Here is a 17,466-nt window from a genome sequence, read left to right on the forward strand (position 1 = left end):
CGCCGCGTGCGGAGTGAGCGCCGCCTTTCTGTGATCTGTGCGCTCTTGCAAGTCTTTTGCAGAAGCGCTCATCATTCGGGACGTGCATGTACCTGACGGATTCATCAACGCCCCCGTGTCGGTCGCCGCCGGAGTCGTCGCCGCCGGCGCCGTCGCCGTCAGCCTGCGCGGAGCGCGCAGGGAGCTGGACGAGCGGGCCGCCCCGCTGGCCGGGCTCGTCGCGGCCTTCATCTTCGCCGTACAGATGCTGAACTTCCCCGTGGCGGCCGGGACCAGCGGTCATCTCCTCGGTGGCGCGCTGGCCGCGATCCTCGTGGGGCCGTACACCGGTGTGCTCTGCATCGCGGTGGTCCTGCTGATGCAGGGCATCCTCTTCGCGGACGGCGGTCTCACCGCGCTCGGCGTGAACATCACCGTCATGGGCGTGGTCACGGTCGTCGTCGCGTACGGCCTCTTCCGCGGGCTCGTCCTGGTGCTGCCCCGGACCCGCCGCTCGGTGACCGCCGCCTCCTTCGTGGCCGCGCTGGTCTCCGTACCGGCCGCGGCCGCCGCCTTCACCCTCGTGTACGCGATCGGCGGCACCACCGACGTACCCCTCGGCAAGGTGTTCACCGCGATGGTCGGCGTGCACACCCTCATCGGCATCGGCGAGGCGGCGATCACCATGTTGACCGTCGGCGCGGTCGTCGCCGTCCGCCCCGACCTGGTGTACGGCGCCCGCGGCCTGAGCGCCCCGCTCAAGCTGCGCGTCGACGGCGAGCTGGTCGACGCCGCGCCGGCCGCGCCGGCCGCCGCCGACGGGGCCTCCCGCTCCCCGAAGAAGGTCTGGATCGGCGGCGTGATCGCCGCCCTCGTCCTCGCCGGCTTCGTCTCCTTCTACGCCTCCGCGAGCCCCGACGGCCTGGAGAAGGTCGCCGCCGACAAGGGCATCGACAAGAACGTCGAGGAGCACGCTGCCGCCGACTCCCCGCTCGCCGACTACGGCGTCAAGGGCATCGAGGCCGCCCGGCTCTCCGGCGGCCTGGCCGGCGTGATCGGCGTCGGCGTCACGCTCGCCGTCGGCACCGGCACCTTCTGGGTCGTACGCCGTCGCCGGGAGACCTCCTCCGGGGCGCGGGTCTGACATGGGGGCGGGGCACGCGCACACGCTCTACCGGCGAGGGGACTCGCCGGTCCACGCGCTGCCCCCGCACACCAAACTCGCCGCCGTCCTCGCCTTCGTGGTGGTGGTGGTCTCCACGCCCCGCGAGGCGGTCTGGGCGTTCGCCCTCTACGCCGTCCTGCTCGGCGGGGTGGCGGCGAGCGCCCGGATCCCGGCCGGGTTCCTGCTGCGGCGGCTGCTGATCGAGATCCCGTTCGTGGCGTTCGCGTTCCTGATGCCCTTCGTCGTCCCCGGCGAGCAGACGGAGGTCCTCGGGCTCTCCGTCTCGGTCCCCGGCCTCTGGGGCGCCTGGAACGTCCTCGCCAAGGGCACCCTCGGCGTCGCCGCCTCCGTGCTGCTCGCCTCCACCACCGAACTGCGCGAGCTGCTCCTCGGCCTCCAGCGGCTCAGGCTCCCGCCGCTGCTCGTCCAGATCGCCTCCTTCATGATCCGGTACGGCGACGTGATCACGGACGAGCTGCGCCGGATGTCGATCGCCCGCCGCTCGCGCGGCTTCGAGGCGAGGGGCGTCCGCCACTGGGGCGTCCTCGCCAAGACCGCGGGCGCGCTCTTCATCCGCTCGTACGAACGCGGTGAGCGCGTCCACCTCGCGATGGTCAGCCGGGGGTACGCCGGCTCCATGCCGGTCATCGACGAGGCGACGGCGACCCGCGGCCAGTGGGCGCGGGCCGCCGCCCTGCCCGCCGCCGCACTTGTGATCTGCTTGGGGGGATGGACGCTCCGATGACCCCTGCCCCCTCCCTCGAAGTCCGCGGCCTCGCGTACGCGTACCCCGACGGCCACCAGGCGCTCTTCGGCGTCGACCTGACCGTCGCCCGCGGTGAGCGGGTCGCGCTCCTCGGCCCCAACGGCGCGGGCAAGACCACCCTCGTGCTGCACCTCAACGGCATCCTCACCGCCGGCGCGGGCACGGTCGCCGTCGCCGGGCTGCCGGTCGAGAAGCGGAACCTGGCCGAGATCCGGCGCCGGGTCGGGATCGTCTTCCAGGACCCGGACGACCAGCTGTTCATGCCGACCGTCCGCGAGGACGTCGCCTTCGGCCCGGCGGCGGCGGGGCTGCGCGGCCCGGAGCTGGAGGCCGTGGTGCACAAGGCGCTCGACCGGGTCGGCATGGCGGAGTACGCGGACCGGCCGCCGCACCACCTGTCGTTCGGGCAGCGGCGGCGCGTCGCGGTCGCGACCGTCCTCGCGATGGAGCCGGAGATCCTCGTCCTGGACGAGCCCTCCTCCAACCTGGACCCCGCCTCGCGCCGCGAGCTCGCGGACGTCCTGCGCTCCCTGGACGTCACCGTCCTGATGGTCACCCACGACCTCCCGTACGCCCTGGAACTCTGCCCCCGCTCGCTGATTCTCAGCGACGGCGTCATCGCGGGCGACGGGCCCACGGCGGAGGTCCTCGCGGACGAGGAGCTGATGGCGCGCAACCGGCTGGAGCTGCCGTACGGCTTCGTGCCGAGGCCGACGGCCTGACGCTCCACGGCGACGCCCGCGCGGACGGCCCGCGCTCGGCCGCCGCGGACCGCCCTCGGCTGCCTGTGCGGTCCGACCGCCCTCGACCGCCCTTTCCGACCCCGGAATCGGGGCTCGGGGGCCGACGTTGCACCATGGGGGCAGACGAGCTTTAGGGAGTGTGGGCACGTGGACGTCCGGGGCACGGTGACGGCGGGGTACGAGCCGGTCAGGGACGCGTTCCTGCGCAACTTCGAGCACCGCGGCGAGCGGGGCGCGGCGGTCGCCGTCTACCGCGACGGCGTGAAGGTCGTCGACCTGTGGGCGGGGACCAAGGACGCCCCCGGCGCGGAAGGGGACGGCGCGGTCCCCTGGGCCGTGGACACCGCGCAGGTGGTCCGCTCGGCGACCAAGGGCGTCGCCGCCGCCGTACCGCTGCTGCTCCACCAGCGCGGCCAGCTCGACCTGGACGGGCCGGTCGGGACGTACTGGCCGGAGTTCAAGGCGGCCGGCAAGGAACGGGTGACGGTACGGCAGCTGCTGGCGCACCAGGCCGGGTTGCCGGTCCTGGACCGGCCGCTCACGCTCGCGGAGGCGCTCGACCCGGCGACCGCGCAGGCCGCGATCGCCGCGCAGGCGCCGGTCTGGGAGCCGGGCACGGCGCACGGCTACCACGCGCACACCTTCAGCTGGCTGCTCTCCGGCCTGGTCCACCGGGTCACCGGCCGGACGATCGGCCGCTGGATAGCCGAGGAGATCGCCCGCCCGCTGGGCCTCGACCTCTGGGTGGGCCTGCCGGCCGACGAGGCCTACCGCGTCGGCCGCCTCGGCCCGGTCGACGAGCTCGAACCGCCGGACAGCGGCGCCCTGAAGCTGCGCCCCAAGCGCTCGGTCACCGAGGCGTACCGGAACCCCGACTCCCTCACGCGGCGCGCGTTCGGGGTGATCGACCCGAAGCCGGACGAGAACGACCCGGCCTACCGGGCCGCCGAACTCCCCGGCTCGGCCGGCGTCTCCACGGCCCGCGCCCTCGCCCGCTTCTACGCCTCGACCCTGGGCCCGGTCGACGGCGGCCGTCGCCTCTTCGCCCCGGCGACCCTGACCCTGGCCCGTACGGAGGAGTCCGCGGGCCCCGATCGCGTCCTGATGGTCGGCACCCGCTTCGGCCTGGGCCACATGCTGCACGGCCCGGCCTCCCCGCTGCTCGGCCCCACGTCCTTCGGCCACCCGGGGCGCGGCGGCTCACTGGGCTTCGCGGACCCGGAGTCGTCGATCGCCTTCGGGTACGTCACGAACGGCATGCGTAAGACGGTGACGGCGGATCCCAGGGCACAGGCGCTGGTGCGCGCGGTGAAGGCGAGCGTGGCGGAGGGAGCGTAGGCGCTCCAGGAGGGCACCGGCTTCTCCGGCGGCTCCAGGAGGGCACCGGCTTCTCCGGCGGCTCCAGGAGGGCACCGGCTTCTCCGGCGGGCCCTAGGAGGGCACCGGCTTCTCCGGCGGCCCGCCGCCGTCCGCGGGGGAGGTCCCGCGCGCCACGGAGAGGGGCTCGGCGATGTCCTCCAGGGACCGGCGCTCGGCCTTCACGGCGAGGAACGCCGCCACGATGCCCGCCGCGCACATCAGCCCGGCGCCGATCTGGAAGGCGAGGACGGTGTCGCCGACCACGCCGGACTCGGTGAGGCTGGCGAAGATCAGCGGGCCGCTGATGCCGCCGGCGGCCGTACCGATCGCGTAGAAGAAGGCGATGGCCATCGCGCGGGTCTCCATGGGGAAGATCTCCGAGACGGTCAGGTACGCGCTCGAAGCGCCCGCCGAGGCGAAGAACAACACCACGCACCAACAGGCCGTGAGCGTGGAGGCGGTGAGGGAGCCCTGGTCGAAGAGCCATGCCGTGCCGAAGAGCAGCACGCCCGAGAGGATGTACGTGGACGAGATCATGATCCGGCGTCCGACGGTGTCGAACAGCTTCCCCAGCAGCAGGGGGCCGACGAAGTTGCCCGCGGCGATGACGGCGAAGTAGTAGCCGGTGCTGCCGGTGGGCACGTCGAAGAAGGTCGTGAGGATCGCGCCGAAGCCGAAGGTGATGGCGTTGTAGAGGAACGCCTGGCCGATGAAGAGCGACAGGCCGAGGACGGCGCGGCGGGGGTAGCTGCGGAAGACCGTCTTCGCGATCAGGCCGAAGCCGATGCTCCGGCGCTCGTGGATGGTGATCTCACCGGCGGGCGGCGGCAACGGCCGGCCGTGTTCCCGCTCGATCTCCTGCTCGACGGACGACACCAGCGCGTCGGCCTCTTCGCCCCGGCCGTGGATGAACTGCCACCGTGGGCTCTCCGGTACGTGCCTGCGGACCAGCAGGATGACCAGGCCGAGGACCACACCGAGGGCGAAGCTGAGCCGCCAGCCGACGTTGATGGCGAAGATGTCGGTGTCGAGCATGACGATGGAGAGCAGGGCGCCGCCGATGGCGCCGAGCCAGTAGCTGCCGTTGATGATCAGGTCGACACGGCCGCGGTACGTGGACGGGATGAGCTCGTCGATCGCGGAGTTGATGGCCGCGTACTCGCCGCCGATGCCGAAGCCGGTGAGGAAGCGGAAGAGGAAGAACCACCAGGTGTCGAAGGACAGCGCCGTGAGGGCGGTCGCCGCCAGGTAGACCACGAGGGTCACCATGAAGAGCTTCTTGCGGCCGTAACGGTCGGTCAGCCAGCCGAAGAACAGCGCTCCGGAACAGGCACCGGCCACGTACAGGGCGGCGGCCATGCCGGTGACCTGGGCCGAGGTGATGTCGAGCCCGCTGCCTTCCTCGGCGAGCCGGCCCGCCATGTTGCCCACGATCGTGACTTCCAGGCCGTCCAGGATCCAGACGGTGCCGAGGCCGATCACGATCATCCAGTGCCAGCGCGACCACGGGAGCCGGTCCAGACGGGCCGGGACGGCGGTGGTCACGGTTCCGGTGGACGCGGGCACGGGGGCCGAGTTCGATTCCGCTGTCATGGTTCCCTCTCCGTCGAGCGACCCCGTTCCATGTGCCCCGAACCGGGAAGGACACGCCTGCCCCGTCCCGGGCGACACCTCCCACCCAGCATGCGGCCGGGACGCCCGACCCACCACGAGATCGCCCGCCGTTCAGGGGGTCCCGCCGTGCGGGCGGCGGGCCCTGGAAATGCCCTCGACACCGCGAGGGGGGCTCGGTCAGACTTCCCGCGATGACGCGACGAACCGACACGCCTTCCTCCTGGGACGAGCGCACGCAGCTGACCACCTTCCTCGACTACGCCCGCGACACGGCACGCGCCAAGTGCGAGGGGGTGTCGCCGGAGGACGCCCGCAAGGCCCCGCTCGCGACCTCCCCGCTGATGACGCTGTGCGGGCTGATCAACCATCTGCGCTGGGTCGAGAACTACTGGATCCAGATCGTCTTCCTGGGCGAGGAGGACCTGAGCCCGTACGCCGACGCGACCGAGGACGACCCGGACCCGGAGATGCGGACGGCGGTCGACGTCCCGCTGCCCCAGCTCCTCGCGGAGTACGAGTCCCAGAGCGCCCGCTACCGCACCCTGATCGCCGACCTCGACCTGGAAGCCACGGCCAAGCGCCCCCTGCGCGACGGCCGCCAGGTGGACCTCCGCTGGATCCTCCTCCACCTCATCGAGGAAACCGCCCGCCACAACGGCCACCTCGACATCCTCCGCGAACTCCTGGACGGCCGAACGGGCTCCTAGGTCGTGTCCGGAAGTCTGGCCTGGCTCTACTTTCCGGACACTCCCTAGCCCCCGCCCCGTGGCCCGGAGCGGCCGGGGACGAGCCGACTCGTGAACCCGGCGGCACACAACCGTTCGTGTGCCGCCGCGACGGGCCCCGGGATCTCCTGGCCGATCATGAATCCCTGCTCGGGATAGATCAGCAAGCGCTGGTGCGCCCCGACGAGCATGTCGAGGACGAGCCGAGCGTCGCTGATCGAGTCCACGTAGTCCGCGAGGGTCATGGGCGCGGAGGCGCTGACGATCTCGACCTCCGGCCAGATTCTGCGGGCCGTCGCGAAGGCTCGGCGCTCCTCGTACGGCTTGCTGACGAGGAGGACGGAGGTGACGTCCGCACCTCGCTCCGCGAGGAGATCGCGCGCGAAGCGGATGTTCTCGCCCGTGTTCCGCGCGTGCGGTTCGACGAGGACGGCGGATTCCGGGACGCCCAACTCCAGCGCCCGCTCGCGGTAGTGCTCCGCTTCGCCTCGCGGCATGCGCTCCTGCGTGGTACGGCTCGTGGCACCCGTGAACACGATCAGCGGGAACATGCCGCGCCGGTACAGACCGACGGTCGCGTCGGCCACGCCGAGGTCGTGGCTGCCTAGTCCGACCCCCACCGAACAGGGGCGCGGCGTGTGATGCATCTGCTGGAAGTCCCAGAGCAGTCGGGCATCGGACCAGGACTGCGCCGAGATCACTCCGCGGCCTCGCGGGCCGAGTCGGGGACCTGGAAGTCGTACGTCCAGGAGAAGCGGCCGGCCGCGTGGACACCGATGGCGAACTCCACGACCGTTCCGTCGGCCGTGAACGTGGTCCGGTGGAGTTCGACCACCCACTCACCGGGCGCCAACTGGAGCAGCGCCGCCTCTTCGGGGACCGCGATCCGCGCGAACAACTCCTCGCGCATGTGGTCGATCTCGTACCCCGCGTCGTAGAGGACGCGGAATCCGCCGCCGCGCCCGGCGGGCCCGGGTGTCGGGTCGACGAGGCGGGTGCCTTCGACGTGTTCGGGCCGGTAGTAGCTGGTCAGGGTGTGCGTCGGCTGATCGCCCTCCTTCACGAGGCGGGAACGGGCGTACACCTCGGCGCCCTCGGGAAGTCCGTGAGCGGCGGCCACGACGGCCGTCGCGGGGACACGGCTGACGCTCTGCGTCTGCTCGCCCCGCTTGTACGCGCGCCCCGAGGCCACCCGGTCGGCGATGAACGCGACCTCGTCGCCGTCCCGCCACTTCGCCTTGTCGTACCGGGTGACGCCGAGTCGCTTGAGCGGCTGCCGCCGGCGTACGACGGTGCCATGCCCTCGTGACGAGGTGACCAGGCCCTCTGCCTCCAGGGCCTTGTAGGCCGCGTGGACCGTCGACTTCGATCCCTCCCCGGCCTCAACCAGCTCCCGGATATGAGGAAGCTGCTGACCGGCGGCGTACTCGCCACTCCTGATGCGCTCGGCGAGCCTGTCGGCCAGTTCCCGCCATTTGGGTGCCACGCGCCTGCTCCTCTCGACGGGGGAAGTCAACCACAGTCCCAGGACTGTTGACAGGGTCAATCCTGTGCGCCATTGTCCTTTCTCGAAGTCGCGTAGTCCTAGGACTATGAGTTTCATCTCGTGTGAGGGGTGGTCGATGGAAACGACACGGCTCGATCAGAAGGACGGCGAGACGGTGACCCTGCGCTGGGCCCAGGGGCCCAGAAGCGTGCCGATGGCACGGCGTCGGCTCTCCGGCACCTTGAAGGACTGGGGGCTGGAACGCCTCGTCGAGAGCGCCTCGCTCGTCCTCTCCGAGCTGCTCACCAACGCCGTTCGGCACGGACGCGTCCCCGGTCGTGAGATCGAGACGCGGTTCGTCCACCTGCCGGGCCTGCTGCGGATCGAGGTGCACGACGCCTCGGAGAAGCGCCCGATGATGGCGGCGCCGAGCGGCTGCCCGGGGGGAGGGTGGGGGCTTCCGTTGGTGGACGTACTGGCGGCGAAGTGGGGCGTCTCGGACCGACGCGGGCCGGGCAAGGTCGTATGGGCCGAGATCGTGATCGACAGTTCCTAGGTGGGACAGGGGCGGTGGCCTCAGCCGGGCTGGTGGCCCTCCATGCCTCCGAACCTCCAACCGGCGTGCGTGCCCTGGTGCGGTCCCCGGTTCGGGTGTTGTGATCGGGGGATGGACAGGTTTCAGGGGTACGTGGCGCTCGTTACCGGTGGGGCTCGGGGGATCGGGGCCGGGGTGGTGCGGCGGCTTGTCGCCGAGGGGGCTCGGGTGGTCGTGGCCGATGTGGACGAGGAGGCCGCCCGGGAGGCGTTCGTCGGGGTGGAGGGCGTTCGCGTCGTGCGGTGCGACGTGGGGGAGACCGACTCCGTCGCCGCCGCCGTCCGTTACGCGCAGGAGGTCTTCGGGGGGCTCGACGTGCTCGTCAACAACGCCTTCGCCTCCGAGCAGGGCGATTCCCCCGCCTTCGAGGACGACCCCGAGGGCGGATGGCGGGACCAGCTCGACGTGACGCTGCTCGGGGCCGTCCGGTTCTCGCGGGCCGCGTTGCCGCTGCTCGCGGCGGCCGGTGGGCGCGGGTCGATCGTCAACATCGGTTCGGTCAACGCCGAGGCGGACTTCGGCGGCCACGCCTACAGCGCCGCCAAGGCCGCCCTCGCCTCCTTCACCCGGACGCTGGCCGGCGACGCCGCCCCCCGTGGCGTGCGGGTCAACCAGGTCAACCCCGGCACCGTCGCCACCCGAGGGTGGGAGACCCGGCAGGAGCAGCTGGACGCGCTCGCCGAGCGCGTCTATCCGCTGGGCCGGGTCGGCACCCCCGAGGACATCGCCGCCGCCGTCGCCTTCCTCGCCTCCACGGACGCCGCCTGGATCACCGGCACCACGCTCCGCGTCGACGGCGGGCTCCTCGCGGTCAACCGGCACTTCGCCGAGGTGGTCGAGGGGTGAGCGATGGAGCGGGTGAGCCGGTCTCCCGGTGCGACCCCGCGCTCCGTGGCATCGTGGAGACATGACCATCGACGTGCGTCCGGCCTCGGTCTTCGAGGACGTCCGCAGCGTGCTCGGACCGAAGTCGCCCGACGCCAACGTCTGCTGGTGCCTGAGCTACCGCGTTCCGTCCAAGCTCAACAACGAGCTGCGCGGGCCCGAGCGCGGCGCGTACGTCGCCGAGTTGTGCCGGGGGCCGGTCCCGCCGGGGGTCATCGCCTACGACGGCGACGAGCCCGTCGGCTGGGCCGCCGTGGCGCCCCGCGCGGACACCTCCTTCGCGCGCAGCCGGAAGATCCCGCACGTCGACGACCTGCCGGTGTGGTCGCTGTGGTGCGTCCGGGTGCGCCCCGGGCACCGGAAGCAGGGCGTCTCGCACGCCCTGATCGCGGGCGCGGTCGAGTACGCCCGCGCCCAGGGCGCCCCGGCCGTCGAGGCGTACCCCCTCGACAACGGCACCGAGAAGGTCGACCTGACCATGGCCTACGCCGGACTGCGGAAGAACTTCGAACGGGCCGGCTTCGTCCACGCCGCCGACACCACCTCCGTCCTGGCCGGCCACCCCCGGATCCTGATGCGGCTCGACCTGGACGGCTGACGCGTGCGCTACGCGGTGGTCAGCATCAGCCCGATGCCGACCACCATCAGCCCCGCCGCCGCCAACCTCGGCGCCCCGAACCGCTCCTTGAAGAAGACCGCGCCGATCGCCGCCCCCACGATGATCGACGACTCCCGCAGCGCCGCGATCGGCGCGAGCGGCGCCTTCGTCTGGGCCCAGAGGACGAGCCCGTACGCGGCGACCGACAGCGCCGCCCCGCACAGCCCCCGCACGGCGTGCGGGCGGAGCTGGGCGAGCAGCGCGCCGCGCCGGGCCCACAGGGCGTACGCCGGCAGGGCCAGGCCCTCCAGGACCATCAGCCACGCGATGTAGCCGAGAGGGGTCCCGGAGGCGCGCACGCCGACACCGTCGACGACCGTGTAGCCCGCGATGGCCAGGCCCGTCGCCCCGGCCGCGAGCAGGGCCGCCCAGTTCGGGCGCCGACCCGAGCCCCGGATGCCCCACAGCGCCAGGCCGGTCAGCCCCGCGCAGGCCACCGCGACGCCCAGGAGCTGCCGTCCGCTGGGGATCTCGTCGACGAAGAGCGCCGCGAGGAGGGTCACCGCCAGCGGGGCCGTACCCCTTGCGATCGGATACATCTGACCGAAGTCGCCCAGCGTGAACGACCGCATCAGCAGCACCATGTACGCCACGTGCAGCGCGGCGGAGGCGACGAGGTACGGCCACGCCCCGGCCGCCGGCAGCGGTACGAAGACGGCGAGGACGCCACCGAGCAGCGCGCCGCCGCCGGATATGAGCGTGAAGGAGAGCAGCTGGTCGCGGATGGTGTGGGCCATCGCGTTCCAGGCGGCGTGCGTCACGGCGGCCAGCAGGACCGCCGCCACGACCAGGGGGGTCACGCGGTCCGCTCGCGGACGTCGACCAGCGTGCCGCCCGCGTGGGCGATCAGCGACTTCGGGTCCAGCGCGAACACGGTGTGCGGGGTGCCCGCCGCCGCCCAGACCACGGCGTGGTCGAGCAGCCCGCGGTCGGCCAGGACCCGGGTCGGGGTGCGGTGCCCGAACGGCGGGACGCCCCCGATCGCGTACCCGGTCGTCTCCCGGACGACCTGCGCGTCGGCCCGCGTCACCACCTCGGCGCCGAGCTCCACCCGTACCCGCTCCACGTCGACGCGCGACGCGCCGTCCATCAGCACCAGCACGGGCGCCCCGTCCGCCGCGAAGATCAGCGACTTGACGATCTCGGACACCGCGCAGCCGATGGCCTCGGCGGCCTGGACGGCGGTGCGGGTCTCGTCGGGGAACCGGCGGATCTCGACGTCGAGCCCGAGTGCCGCGAGCGCGGCGGCGAACTGGGGGTGGGCGTGGGATGCGGGAGAGCTCATGCCCGCACGCTAGCGTTCCGTGTACGGGCCACGCGAATGCGTTCGGAGCCGGCCGAACCCGCTCGCCCTCACCCGTTCCGCCCGCTCACCCTCACCCGTTCCGCCCCGCTCACCCTCACCCGTTCCGCCCCCTCACCCGTTCCGCCCCGCTCACCCTCACCCGTTCCGCCCCGCTCACCCCGCCCGCAGCACGCTCGCGACGACCTTGCCCGCCGCGTCGCCGCCGTGTCCGCCGGACTGGACGACCGCCGCGGCCGCGAGGTCGTCGGAGTAGCCGGTGAACCAGCTGTTGGACGTGGCCTGGCCGTCGACCTCCGCCGAGCCCGTCTTCGCGCCCTTCACGCCGCCGACCGAGGCCATCGCCTCCGCCCCGGTCCCCTCGCCGGTCGCCGCCGCCCGCATCATCGCGCGCAGCTGGCTCGACACCGAGGGCGACAGCGAGCGCGCGGCCTTGGCGAACGTCCGCCCGTCCAGCTCGCTCGGCACCAGGTACGGCTGCTGGAAGGTTCCGGTCTTCGCGGTGGCGGTGATCGAGGCGATGTTCAGCGCGTTCATCTGCACGGTGCCCTGGCCGATGTACTGCGCCGCCGCCTCGCCCTGCGTCTCCGCGGGGACGGACCCGTCGAAGGAGGTGACGCCGGTCTTCCAGTCGAGGCCGATGCCGAAGACGTCCTGGGCCTCCTTGCCGAGCGCGGAGTCGTCGCCCACCTCGTCGATCCACTTGATGAAGGCGGTGTTGCAGGACTCGGCGAAGCTCTGTTTGAACGGGACGTCGCCGAGGGCGAAGTGGTCGAGGTTGTGGAAGGTACGGGTGTAGTAACGGGCGCCCGCCGGGCACGGGGCGACCTCGTCCGCCGACACGAGCCCCTTCTCCAGGAGCAGCGCCGCCGTGACGATCTTCAGCGTCGAGCCGGGGGCCTGCTTGCCCTCGAAGGCCGCGTTGAAGCCGCCGGCGGGGTTGTTCGCGACGGCCCGGATCTCACCGGTGGACGGCTTGACGGCGACGACCGAGCCTTCGCCGAACTCCTTCACGCTCCGCTCGGCCGCGGCCTGCGCCTGCGCGTCGATCGTCGTCTCCAGGCGGCCCGGCCTGCCCTTCACATGGGTGGCGAGCGTGATGTTCGGAACGCCTTCCGTGCCGGACTCGATCCAGGTCTCGACCCCGGGCAGACCGCCCGTCCTCGCCGCGTACTTCTCGCGCAGCTGGGCCAGGATCGGCCCGAGCGAGGGGTACTTCCGCGGGGTCAGCTCGACGCCCTCGCGGTCCACGGCCATGATCTCGCCGGACTTGGCGGCGCCGGTGCGCAGGGTCGCGCCCTGGGTGAGCTTCGGGTGGATGACGGCCGGCTTCCAGTCGACGAGCGGCCGGCCGGTGGACAGCCCGCGTACGACGGTCAGTTCGGACGCGTACGTCCAGGGCGTGGACCGCCCCTCGTGCGTGACGGTCGCCTTCACCGTGAACGGCACCGTCGGACCGACCGGCGTGCCCGGGGTGATCTCGGCCTTGGTGACCTTCGCGCTCACGCCGAAGTCGGCGACCACCGGCCCCGCGTCGACGGGGTTGTTGGTCAGCTGCCCGGCCTTGTCGGACTCGCCCGCCGCCCAGGCGGCCAGGAACTCCTGGGCCGCGTCGGTGACCTCGTCCCGGGTGACGGGTCCGGTCCGCTTCTCCTCGGCCCCGGCGGAGATCCCCACCCCGGAACTGCCGCCGATGCCCTGCCAGAGGTTGTAGCCCCCGTAGGCCACCCCGCCCGCCACGACGACGAAGACGCCCCCGATGACCGCAACTCTCGCCCCACTGCGCATCTCTGTGGTTTCCCCTCCCCAGAAGCCCCAAAAGCTCACACAGTCAAGCACTCGCCCCCGTCGTTGTCACGACCCGGCCGTCGCCCGTGCGTCCCGCTAAACCCACGTGTCCAGCCACATCCGATTCCGCCACTGATCCATCGGAATCGACGTGCCCGTGTAGATCGGCCAGAAGTAGATGAAATTCCAGACGATCAGGAGAACCAGAACTCCCGCCCCCACCGCGCCGAGAGTACGGCGCCTTTCCGAGGAGCCCGCCGGGCCGATCATCGCGCCGATCATCATCGTCACCGCGAGACACAGGAACGGCACGAACACCACCGCGTAGAAAAGGAAGATGGTGCGTTCCTGGTAGAGGAACCACGGCAGCCAGCCCGCCGCGATGCCGCACGCGATCGCGCCCGCGCGCCAGTCGCGGCGGAAGAACCAGCGCCACAGGACGTACAGGATCGCGAAGCAGGCCGCCCACCACAGCAGCGGGGTGCCGAGGGCCAGGACCTCCTGGGCGCACTTCTCCGTGGCGGTCGACGGGCAGCCCGCCGTGCCCGGCGCGGGGGACTCGTAGAAGTACGAGACCGGGCGGCCCAGGACGATCCAGCTCCACGGGTTCGACTCGTACGTGTGCGGCGAGTTCAGGCCCACGTGGAAGGTGTAGACCTCGGTCTCGTAGTGCCACAGGCTGCGCAGCCAGTCCGGCAGGAACGACCAGAAGCCGCCGCCGTCGACCTTGTCCTGCTCCGCCGCCCAGTTCCGGAAGTACCCCTTGTCCGTGACGATCCAGCCCGTCCACGTGACCAGGTACGTGACGATCGCGACCGGCACCACCGACACGAAGGCCGGCACCAGGTCGCGCTTGATCACCGCCAGGTACGGGCGGACCGCGCCGGCCGTGCGCCGGGCGCCCACGTCCCACAGCACCGTCAGGAGACCGAAGGCCACCATCACGTACAGGCCGTTCCACTTCGTCCCCGCCGCGAGCCCCAGCGACACCCCCGCCGCGATCCGCCACGGCCGCCAGCCCAGCCGCAGCGTCTCCGCCACGTCCGGGTCCGGACGCAGGACCCCCTCGTCGTCCACCGGAAGCGCCGCCGCGAGCCGCCGCCTCGCCCAGTCCCGGTCGACGACCAGGCAGGCGAACGACGCGAGCACGAAGAACATCAGCACCTGGTCGAGCAGTGCCGTCCGGCTCATCACGAAGTGCAGGCCGTCCACCGCGAGCAGCAGACCCGCCAGACACCCCAGGAACGTCGAGCGGAAGAGCCGCCGGCCGATCCGGCAGAGCATCAGCACCGACAGCGTGCCGAGCAGCGCCACCATGAAGCGCCAGCCCAGCGGCTCGAAGCCGATGATCTTCTCGCCCAGACCGATGACCCACTTGCCCATCGGGGGATGGACGACATAGCCCGGATCCGTCGGGACCAGCACCGAGTCCGGGTCGCTCAGGATCGACTTGTCGATGTCCTTCGGCCACGCCCCCTCGTACCCCTGGTTGATCAGCGCCCAGGAGTCCTTCGCGTAGTACGTCTCGTCGAATATCACCGCGTGCGGCTTGCCCAGGTTCCAGAACCGCAGCACGCCCGCGACCAGCGCGACCAACAGCGGACCGCCCCAGCCGGCCAGCCGCCACACCAGCTGCCCGGCGCCCGAGGAGACCCCGAGCAGCGACCACATCCGCGCCGAGGGGCGCGTGTACGGCGGTACGAGACGCTCCCGCAGTCCCGGTCCTGCGACGCTCCTCGCCGGTGGCGTGTAGCCGAAGCGCCGCAGACGCTGCTGCCACGACGGGGGGTCTTCGATGGCGCGCTGACCCTGCAGGGTCTCCGGTGCGGTACTGGTCACCGCGCCATCGTAGGGAACGCTTCTGTGCGAGTCGCCTGTCCGGGCTGCGAGGATGGCCCTTGTGACAGGAACGCTGGTACTTGCAGGGACGCCCATCGGGGACATCGGGGACGCGCCGCCGCGGCTCGCGGCCGAGCTGGAGACCGCCGACATCGTCGCGGCGGAGGACACCCGGCGGCTGCGCGGCCTGACCAGGGCCCTCGGTGTGCACACCACGGGCCGGGTCCTCTCCTACTTCGAGGGCAACGAGTCCGCCCGTACGCCCGAACTCGTCGAGGCGCTCGTCGGCGGCGCCCGCGTGCTCCTGGTCACCGACGCGGGCATGCCGTCCGTCTCCGACCCCGGCTACCGCCTGGTCGCCGCCGCCGTCGAGCAGGACATCAAGGTCACCGCCGTCCCCGGCCCCTCCGCCGTGCTGACCGCGCTCGCCCTGTCCGGGCTGCCCGTGGACCGCTTCTGCTTCGAGGGCTTCCTGCCCCGCAAGGCCGGCGAGCGGCTCGGCCGGCTCCGCGAGGTCGCCGACGAGCGCCGCACCCTCGTCTACTTCGAGGCCCCGCACCGGCTCGACGACACCCTCGCCGCGATGGCCGAGGTCTTCGGCGCCGAGCGCCGCGCCGCCGTCTGCCGCGAGCTGACCAAGACGTACGAGGAGGTCAAGCGCGGCGGCCTCGGCGAGCTGGCCCAGTGGGCGAAGGACGGCGTACGGGGCGAGATCACCGTCGTCGTCGAGGGCGCCCCGGAGGCCGGGCCCGCCGAGCTCGACGCCGAGGAGCTGGTGCGCAGGGTGCTGGTGCGCGAGGAGGCGGGGGAGCGGCGCAAGGAGGCCATCGCTGCGGTCGCCGCCGACGCGGGCCTGCCCAAGCGCGAGGTGTTCGACGCCGTCGTCGCGGCCAAGAACGCGGCGGGGAAATCCCCGGGCGCGCAAGGGGCCGGAAAGCCGTAAGAAGCTCTGCGATCGGTAAAGAGCTATCGTGAAAAGCAAAGCCAAACCCGCGCGGCGGGCCTCGTGAAGGCCTGAGAGCAAGGGAAGGCCAAAGACCCTCCCATTGTTCGACCGGCGCTGATGCGCTCGCGCCCCGAAAGGCGTCCACTGGTCGGTGGAGAGGAGCTGGCATGAGTGAGATCACCGGCACCGGCATACCCGTCGCCCACGAGGCGTACGCCTTCGCCTGCATGCGCTGCGGGTACGGCTGGGAGCAGGCCTACGACATCGAGCACCACATCGACGCGGCCGGCAACGAATTCATCGTCTACAAGGCCGGGGGTGAGCGGGTTCCCTCACCGCTGTCCAGTCCGACCTGCATGAACTGCGGCGGGCACGTCGTGCGGATCATGCGCGCGGGTCAGGTGTCCTCGGTCCTGGACTCCTGGGAACAGGCCCACCACCGCAACGTCACCGGCACACCCCACAGAGCCGCCACCCCCGCCGGGCCGATCGGCCTCGCGGGGCCGATCGGGCAGGACCTGGAACGCGAGTCCGGCGGTACGGCCGCGGCCGCCCCCGCGTCCCCCACCGGCGACGTTCCCGGTCCCGTCCACGTCGAGCGGGAGCGCCGCCGCCGGCGGCTGTCGGACCTGTTCCGCTCGACCCCGCGCCCGTAGGCCGCCCGGGCCGCGTGCACGGCGCTCGGGCGCGCTCGGGCACCCAGCGCCTTCGCCCGCCACTCATGGCCCTCGTACGATCGGGGCCATGAGTTCGAAGGACGCCCCGCCGCCGCTGCCCGAACCGCTCCCGCTCCCGGTCGCGGACTCCCACACGCACCTGGACATGCAGTCCGGCACCGTCGAGGAGGCCCTCACCAAGGCCGCCGCCGTCGGCGTCACCACCGTCGTCCAGGTCGGCTGTGACATCAAGGGCTCCCAGTGGGCCGCCGAGACCGCCGCCGCCCACGAGAACGTGCACGCGGCCGTCGCCCTGCACCCCAACGAGGCGCCCCGGATCGTCCTGGGCGACCCGGACGGCTGGTCCCGGCAGGGCGCCCGCGAGGCCGGCGGGGACGCGGCCCTGGACGACGCGCTCGGGGAGATCGACCGCCTCGCCGCCCTCCCGTACGTCCGCGCCGTCGGCGAGACCGGCCTCGACTTCTTCCGTACGGGCCCCGAGGGCATGGCCGCCCAGGAGCGCTCCTTCCGCGCCCACATCGAGATCGCCAAGCGCCACGGCAAGGCCCTCGTCATCCACGACCGCGAGGCCCACGCCGACGTCCTGCGGGTCCTGGACGAGGAGGGCGCGCCGGAGCGGACCGTCTTCCACTGCTACTCCGGCGACGCCGACATGGCCCGGATCTGCGCGGCCAAGGGCTACTACATGTCCTTCGCCGGCAACATGACCTTCAAGAACGCCCAGCCGCTGCGCGACGCCCTCGCCGTCGCCCCGCTCGACCTCGTCCTGGTCGAGACGGACGCCCCGTTCCTGACCCCGGCGCCCTACCGGGGGCGGCCGAACGCGCCGTACCTCATCCCGGTGACCGTCCGCGCGATGGCCGCCGTGCGCGGGATCACCGAGGAGGAGCTCTGCGAGGCGCTCGCCGTGAACACGGCCCGCGCCTTCGATTACTGAT

General features: G+C 72.2%; 18 protein-coding genes. 11 read left to right on the forward strand and 7 right to left on the reverse strand.

All coding sequences use genetic code 11. The features are described from left to right. Nucleotides 1-82: 82 nt before the first annotated feature. The 4 genes from ACIPPS_RS29500 to ACIPPS_RS29515 all read left to right on the forward strand — a co-directional run bounded on the left by ACIPPS_RS29500 (nucleotide 83) and on the right by ACIPPS_RS29515 (nucleotide 3,991). Complete coding sequence (locus ACIPPS_RS29500; protein WP_401438189.1) at nucleotides 83-1,123, forward strand: energy-coupling factor ABC transporter permease; 1,041 nt, start codon at nucleotides 83-85, stop codon at nucleotides 1,121-1,123. Nucleotide 1,124: 1 nt separating this feature from the next. Further along, nucleotides 1,125-1,889: a cobalt ECF transporter T component CbiQ gene (gene cbiQ, locus ACIPPS_RS29505; protein WP_401438192.1), complete on the forward strand. Its 765-nt coding sequence runs from the start codon at nucleotides 1,125-1,127 to the stop codon at nucleotides 1,887-1,889. Next, nucleotides 1,874-2,632: an energy-coupling factor ABC transporter ATP-binding protein gene (locus ACIPPS_RS29510; protein WP_401438195.1), complete on the forward strand. Its 759-nt coding sequence runs from the start codon at nucleotides 1,874-1,876 to the stop codon at nucleotides 2,630-2,632. Before cbiQ ends, ACIPPS_RS29510 begins: the two co-directional genes overlap by 16 nt. A gap of 168 nt (nucleotides 2,633-2,800) precedes the next feature. Then, on the forward strand, nucleotides 2,801-3,991 hold the full coding sequence (locus tag ACIPPS_RS29515) for a serine hydrolase domain-containing protein (protein WP_401438197.1): 1,191 nt from the start codon (nucleotides 2,801-2,803) through the stop codon (nucleotides 3,989-3,991). 93 nt (nucleotides 3,992-4,084) lie between these two features. Here ACIPPS_RS29515 and ACIPPS_RS29520 read toward each other — a convergent pair whose 3' ends face one another. Further along, entirely contained in the window at nucleotides 4,085-5,605 is a 1,521-nt protein-coding gene (locus ACIPPS_RS29520; protein WP_401438200.1) for an MFS transporter, read from the reverse strand. Nucleotides 5,606-5,817: 212 nt separating this feature from the next. On the opposite strand from ACIPPS_RS29520, the gene ACIPPS_RS29525 reads away from it, so the two are divergent. Next, the gene (locus ACIPPS_RS29525) at nucleotides 5,818-6,333 is read left to right on the forward strand and encodes a DinB family protein (protein WP_401438202.1); all 516 of its coding nucleotides are present in this window, start codon (nucleotides 5,818-5,820) and stop codon (nucleotides 6,331-6,333) included. A gap of 44 nt (nucleotides 6,334-6,377) precedes the next feature. Here ACIPPS_RS29525 and ACIPPS_RS29530 read toward each other — a convergent pair whose 3' ends face one another. Together ACIPPS_RS29530 and ACIPPS_RS29535 are read right to left on the reverse strand one after the other, a co-directional pair. Then, entirely contained in the window at nucleotides 6,378-7,052 is a 675-nt protein-coding gene (locus ACIPPS_RS29530) for a YdcF family protein (protein WP_401438205.1), read from the reverse strand. Then, nucleotides 7,049-7,837 (reverse strand): GntR family transcriptional regulator, encoded by a 789-nt coding sequence (locus ACIPPS_RS29535; protein ID WP_401438208.1) that lies wholly within the window; start codon nucleotides 7,835-7,837, stop codon nucleotides 7,049-7,051. Before ACIPPS_RS29535 ends, ACIPPS_RS29530 begins: the two co-directional genes overlap by 4 nt. A gap of 136 nt (nucleotides 7,838-7,973) precedes the next feature. Here ACIPPS_RS29535 and ACIPPS_RS29540 point away from each other — a divergent pair, with 136 nt between their 5' ends. The 3 genes from ACIPPS_RS29540 (at nucleotide 7,974) to ACIPPS_RS29550 (ending at nucleotide 9,915) form a co-directional block, all read left to right on the forward strand. After that, entirely contained in the window at nucleotides 7,974-8,393 is a 420-nt protein-coding gene (locus tag ACIPPS_RS29540; RefSeq protein ID WP_401438211.1) for an ATP-binding protein, read from the forward strand. 111 nt (nucleotides 8,394-8,504) lie between these two features. Next, nucleotides 8,505-9,278 (forward strand): SDR family NAD(P)-dependent oxidoreductase, encoded by a 774-nt coding sequence (locus ACIPPS_RS29545; RefSeq protein WP_401438213.1) that lies wholly within the window; start codon nucleotides 8,505-8,507, stop codon nucleotides 9,276-9,278. Between the two features lie 61 nt (nucleotides 9,279-9,339). Beyond that, the gene (locus ACIPPS_RS29550; protein ID WP_401438215.1) at nucleotides 9,340-9,915 is read left to right on the forward strand and encodes a GNAT family N-acetyltransferase; all 576 of its coding nucleotides are present in this window, start codon (nucleotides 9,340-9,342) and stop codon (nucleotides 9,913-9,915) included. 8 nt (nucleotides 9,916-9,923) lie between these two features. Here ACIPPS_RS29550 and ACIPPS_RS29555 read toward each other — a convergent pair whose 3' ends face one another. From ACIPPS_RS29555 to ACIPPS_RS29570, 4 genes are all read right to left on the reverse strand, one after another. Then, complete coding sequence (locus ACIPPS_RS29555) at nucleotides 9,924-10,775, reverse strand: EamA family transporter (RefSeq protein WP_401438218.1); 852 nt, start codon at nucleotides 10,773-10,775, stop codon at nucleotides 9,924-9,926. Further along, nucleotides 10,772-11,260: a YbaK/EbsC family protein gene (locus tag ACIPPS_RS29560; RefSeq protein ID WP_401438221.1), complete on the reverse strand. Its 489-nt coding sequence runs from the start codon at nucleotides 11,258-11,260 to the stop codon at nucleotides 10,772-10,774. Before ACIPPS_RS29560 ends, ACIPPS_RS29555 begins: the two co-directional genes overlap by 4 nt. Nucleotides 11,261-11,434: 174 nt before the next feature. Further along, entirely contained in the window at nucleotides 11,435-13,066 is a 1,632-nt protein-coding gene (locus ACIPPS_RS29565) for a penicillin-binding transpeptidase domain-containing protein (RefSeq protein ID WP_401438223.1), read from the reverse strand. Between the two features lie 96 nt (nucleotides 13,067-13,162). Next, nucleotides 13,163-14,905: a dolichyl-phosphate-mannose--protein mannosyltransferase gene (locus ACIPPS_RS29570; RefSeq protein WP_401438226.1), complete on the reverse strand. Its 1,743-nt coding sequence runs from the start codon at nucleotides 14,903-14,905 to the stop codon at nucleotides 13,163-13,165. Nucleotides 14,906-14,957: 52 nt separating this feature from the next. Between ACIPPS_RS29570 and rsmI the strand changes: the two genes are divergently transcribed. The 3 genes from rsmI to ACIPPS_RS29585 all read left to right on the forward strand — a co-directional run bounded on the left by rsmI (nucleotide 14,958) and on the right by ACIPPS_RS29585 (nucleotide 17,465). Then, nucleotides 14,958-15,848 carry a 16S rRNA (cytidine(1402)-2'-O)-methyltransferase gene (gene rsmI, locus ACIPPS_RS29575; RefSeq protein ID WP_401438229.1) on the forward strand — a complete coding sequence of 297 codons (891 nt, stop codon included), beginning with the start codon at nucleotides 14,958-14,960 and terminating at the stop codon, nucleotides 15,846-15,848. Between the two features lie 170 nt (nucleotides 15,849-16,018). Continuing rightward, nucleotides 16,019-16,507, forward strand: coding sequence for a hypothetical protein (locus tag ACIPPS_RS29580; RefSeq protein ID WP_401438232.1), 489 nt, complete (start codon nucleotides 16,019-16,021; stop codon nucleotides 16,505-16,507). Between the two features lie 88 nt (nucleotides 16,508-16,595). Beyond that, nucleotides 16,596-17,465 carry a TatD family hydrolase gene (locus ACIPPS_RS29585; protein ID WP_401438234.1) on the forward strand — a complete coding sequence of 290 codons (870 nt, stop codon included), beginning with the start codon at nucleotides 16,596-16,598 and terminating at the stop codon, nucleotides 17,463-17,465. Nucleotide 17,466: the final 1 nt, after the last annotated feature.

The organism is Streptomyces sp. NPDC090127 (genome assembly GCF_044746945.1).
Taxonomy (GTDB): Bacteria; Actinomycetota; Actinomycetes; order Streptomycetales; family Streptomycetaceae; genus Streptomyces.

Coding starts and splice junctions, on each gene's coding strand:
- ACIPPS_RS29560 (WP_401438221.1), bottom strand. CDS start 11,260: ATGAGCTCTCCCGCATCCCACGCCCACCCCCAGTTCGCCGCCGCGCTC.
- cbiQ (WP_401438192.1), top strand. CDS start 1,125: ATGGGGGCGGGGCACGCGCACACGCTCTACCGGCGAGGGGACTCGCCG.
- rsmI (WP_401438229.1), top strand. CDS start 14,958: ATGGCCCTTGTGACAGGAACGCTGGTACTTGCAGGGACGCCCATCGGG.
- ACIPPS_RS29540 (WP_401438211.1), top strand. CDS start 7,974: ATGGAAACGACACGGCTCGATCAGAAGGACGGCGAGACGGTGACCCTG.
- ACIPPS_RS29550 (WP_401438215.1), top strand. CDS start 9,340: ATGACCATCGACGTGCGTCCGGCCTCGGTCTTCGAGGACGTCCGCAGC.
- ACIPPS_RS29565 (WP_401438223.1), bottom strand. CDS start 13,066: ATGCGCAGTGGGGCGAGAGTTGCGGTCATCGGGGGCGTCTTCGTCGTC.
- ACIPPS_RS29545 (WP_401438213.1), top strand. CDS start 8,505: ATGGACAGGTTTCAGGGGTACGTGGCGCTCGTTACCGGTGGGGCTCGG.
- ACIPPS_RS29510 (WP_401438195.1), top strand. CDS start 1,874: ATGGACGCTCCGATGACCCCTGCCCCCTCCCTCGAAGTCCGCGGCCTC.
- ACIPPS_RS29520 (WP_401438200.1), bottom strand. CDS start 5,605: ATGACAGCGGAATCGAACTCGGCCCCCGTGCCCGCGTCCACCGGAACC.
- ACIPPS_RS29525 (WP_401438202.1), top strand. CDS start 5,818: ATGACGCGACGAACCGACACGCCTTCCTCCTGGGACGAGCGCACGCAG.
- ACIPPS_RS29585 (WP_401438234.1), top strand. CDS start 16,596: ATGAGTTCGAAGGACGCCCCGCCGCCGCTGCCCGAACCGCTCCCGCTC.
- ACIPPS_RS29580 (WP_401438232.1), top strand. CDS start 16,019: ATGAGTGAGATCACCGGCACCGGCATACCCGTCGCCCACGAGGCGTAC.